This is a genomic window from uncultured Tateyamaria sp. (assembly GCF_947494755.1).
Classification (GTDB): domain Bacteria; phylum Pseudomonadota; class Alphaproteobacteria; order Rhodobacterales; family Rhodobacteraceae; genus Tateyamaria.
This window is the reverse complement of the sequence record NZ_CANLVZ010000044.1, coordinates 1-1158: the sequence shown is the minus strand read 5'-3', so window position 1 is coordinate 1158 and position 1158 is coordinate 1. Positions and strand designations below refer to the sequence as shown.

The window sequence follows — 1158 nt, the reverse complement described above, 5'->3', positions numbered from 1 at the left end:
ACCACGCCGGCACCAACAGTGCGGCCGCCTTCGCGGATCGCAAAGCGCAGGCCCTGCTCCATCGCGATCGGCGCGATCAGCTCGACGCCGAAGGACACGTTGTCGCCCGGCATCACCATCTCGGTGCCTTCGGCCAGGTTCACGGTCCCGGTCACGTCCGTCGTGCGGAAGTAGAACTGCGGACGGTAGTTGGCGAAGAACGGCGTGTGACGGCCACCCTCTTCCTTGGTCAGGATGTAGGCTTCGGCCTCGAACTTGGTGTGCGGCTTCACGCTCGCGGGCTTGCACAGCACCTGGCCACGCTCCACCGCTTCCCGGTCGATCCCGCGCAGCAGCGCGCCGATGTTGTCGCCCGCCTCACCGCGGTCCAGCAGCTTGCGGAACATCTCGACGCCCGTGCAGGTCGTCTTCTGCGTGTCCTTGATGCCGACGATCTCGATCTCGTCGCCGACGTTGATCACGCCACGCTCGACCCGGCCGGTCACAACCGTACCACGACCCGAGATCGAGAACACGTCCTCGACCGGCATCAGGAACGGCTGGTCGATCGCACGCTCGGGCGTCGGGATGAACTCGTCAACGGCCGCCATCAGCTTGCGGATCGACTCTTCGCCGATCTCGGGGCTGTTGCCTTCCATCGCGGCCAGGGCCGAGCCGGGGATGACGGGGATGTCATCGCCGGGATACTCATAGGAGGACAGCAGCTCGCGGATTTCCATCTCGACCAGCTCCAGCAGCTCTTCGTCGTCGACCTGATCCACTTTGTTCATGTAGACAACCATCGTCGGGATGCCGACCTGGCGACCCAGCAGAATGTGCTCGCGGGTCTGGGGCATCGGGCCGTCAGCCGCGTTCACAACCAGGATCGCGCCGTCCATCTGGGCGGCACCGGTGATCATGTTCTTGACGTAGTCGGCGTGGCCGGGGCAGTCGACATGGGCGTAGTGACGGTTCTCGGTCTCGTATTCCACGTGGGCCGTCGAGATCGTGATGCCGCGGGCTTTCTCTTCGGGCGCACCGTCGATCTGGTCATAGGCCTGGAAGTCGCCAAAATACTTCGTGATCGCCGCCGTCAACGTCGTCTTGCCGTGGTCAACGTGACCAATCGTGCCGATGTTAACGTGCGGTTTGGTACGTTCAAACTTTGCCTTTGCCATG

The 1158-nt window shown here is 63.6% G+C and carries 1 protein-coding gene; it reads right to left on the bottom strand.

Translation table 11 applies throughout. The annotated features are described in order from the left end of the window. Positions 1–1157: elongation factor Tu (gene tuf, locus Q0908_RS20290; RefSeq protein ID WP_299289109.1), on the bottom strand; the 1157-nt coding region annotated here is incomplete at its 3' end. Between the last annotated feature and the right edge of the window lies 1 nt (position 1158).